Source organism: Pseudomonas sp. SDO55104_S430, from assembly GCF_054070595.1.
On the sequence record NZ_JBSVXG010000462.1, the window covers coordinates 1 to 1,516 of the forward strand.

General features: G+C 58.6%; 2 protein-coding genes. Both read right to left on the reverse strand.

From position 1 onward, the window contains the following. Positions 1-68 precede the first annotated feature (68 nt). On the reverse strand, positions 69-1,097 hold the full coding sequence (locus ACW9JE_RS30680; RefSeq protein ID WP_457434901.1) for a UV damage endonuclease UvsE: 1,029 nt from the start codon (positions 1,095-1,097) through the stop codon (positions 69-71). Positions 1,098-1,107: 10 nt separating this feature from the next. Beyond that, positions 1,108-1,332: a hypothetical protein gene (locus tag ACW9JE_RS30685; RefSeq protein WP_457434902.1), complete on the reverse strand. Its 225-nt coding sequence runs from the start codon at positions 1,330-1,332 to the stop codon at positions 1,108-1,110. Positions 1,333-1,516 lie beyond the last annotated feature (184 nt).

The following is a 1,516-nucleotide window of genomic DNA, read 5'->3' on the forward strand; positions in this document are numbered from 1 at the left end:
TGCGGAGTGTCAGACGATGCAGATGCCAGCTGACCTGACGCCTTCGCGAGCAAGCCCGCTCCCACAGGTTATGCGTTGGCTGTTAGGTACTGGTTGTAAAACGCCAACGTCGCCACATTCTTGTCCTTGGCCTCAAACATCACATCGAACCGATCCATGAACTGCAGTACATACTCATTGGTCCACCGATTCCACATCTGATCGCTATGAGCGTACAGCTCACGCTTGGCCACCACGCGGGTGACTTCCTCCATCACCAGCTTCTGCTGCGAACTGAAGCCCAGCTCCTGCAACCGCTCCTGCGGCTGTGAGTAGTGCATGGTCGGGCGCACGCCGCGCCAGCTGTCGATGATGCGCGATACCCGGTCGCAATGCGGCGCGATGTAATCCTCTTCATTGATCCAGCAATGGTGCACATCCAGCACCACCGGTGCCAGGTCGGCCAGCGCCAGGCAGTCATCCACGCCGTAGACCTTCTCTTCGTTCTCGAAGGTGATGCAATTGCGCGCCTCCTGGGACAACCGCCCCCAGATCCCGCGAATCCCCTCGGCCCCCAGTCGCCCGGCAATGTGAATGTTGCATTTGAAATCCTGGAACCGCACGCCGTAACCCATCATCCGGATCATGTCGGCGTGGTACTCGAATTCGGCGAGGCTGTTTTCCACCACCTCGGGCCGATCCGAGCCCAACACGCAATACTGCCCCGGGTGCATCGACAGACGAATGCCGGCACTGCGTGCTCGGGAGCCGATAGCGGCAAACCCCTCGCGCAGCTTCGGCACGATGGCCGGGTCCTGATAGAACGCCTTGATTTTCGGATGGCTATAGAACGGCAACAGATCACTGCTCAAGCGCAACATGCGCAAGGCCGCGGGCAGTTGCGCGACGTAATCCAGCAAGCGCAATTGCGCCTGTAGATTGTGCTCCACGACCTCGGTAAGCCGAGCCTCGGCCACCTGCGCCGACACGCTGTCCATCCAGCGCAACGTGGTGGTGCGCGGATTGAGTGCGGACTCGATCACTTTCAACTCGGCCAGCGCCAGGCTGCGCTGGGGATGGCGGTATTGGCAGGCAAAACCGATGCGGGAAATAGACATGCTGCTCCATTTATTTTTGAACGTGACGACCATTATCCACCGAACGCGCATACCGCTCGGTTGCCGCGATCACCAATCCTCGTCTTTCATCCCGATCAATGACCCCCTGTCTCCAATAATCCTCCGCCAACCGAAGCAACTCTTCATATTGCTCCGGAGCGGTCCCGCGCATTTCTGGCTTGCCCAACAATGAATGCCAGACTTCAAGCGCCAGCACCTTGCGATCCTCGTTCATGACAGCGTCCCCCGCTGCGGTTATATAACGGTGGAACCGCGTGCAGGGCACTACGTTCATCAAGTGCGACGTATGGCAACAAAACCAAGGCAATACGCGCCCCCTATAGCAGCTGGCGAAGCCTGCGTCCGGCTGCGAAGCAGTCGCAAAACCTGATTGCAATATCTGCCTGATACAACGCGTT

Bases quoted from the DNA above. Each gene is read 5' to 3' on its own strand.
- ACW9JE_RS30680 (WP_457434901.1), bottom strand. From the start codon at position 1,097: ATGTCTATTTCCCGCATCGGTTTTGCCTGCCAATACCGCCATCCCCAG.
- ACW9JE_RS30685 (WP_457434902.1), bottom strand. From the start codon at position 1,332: ATGAACGAGGATCGCAAGGTGCTGGCGCTTGAAGTCTGGCATTCATTG.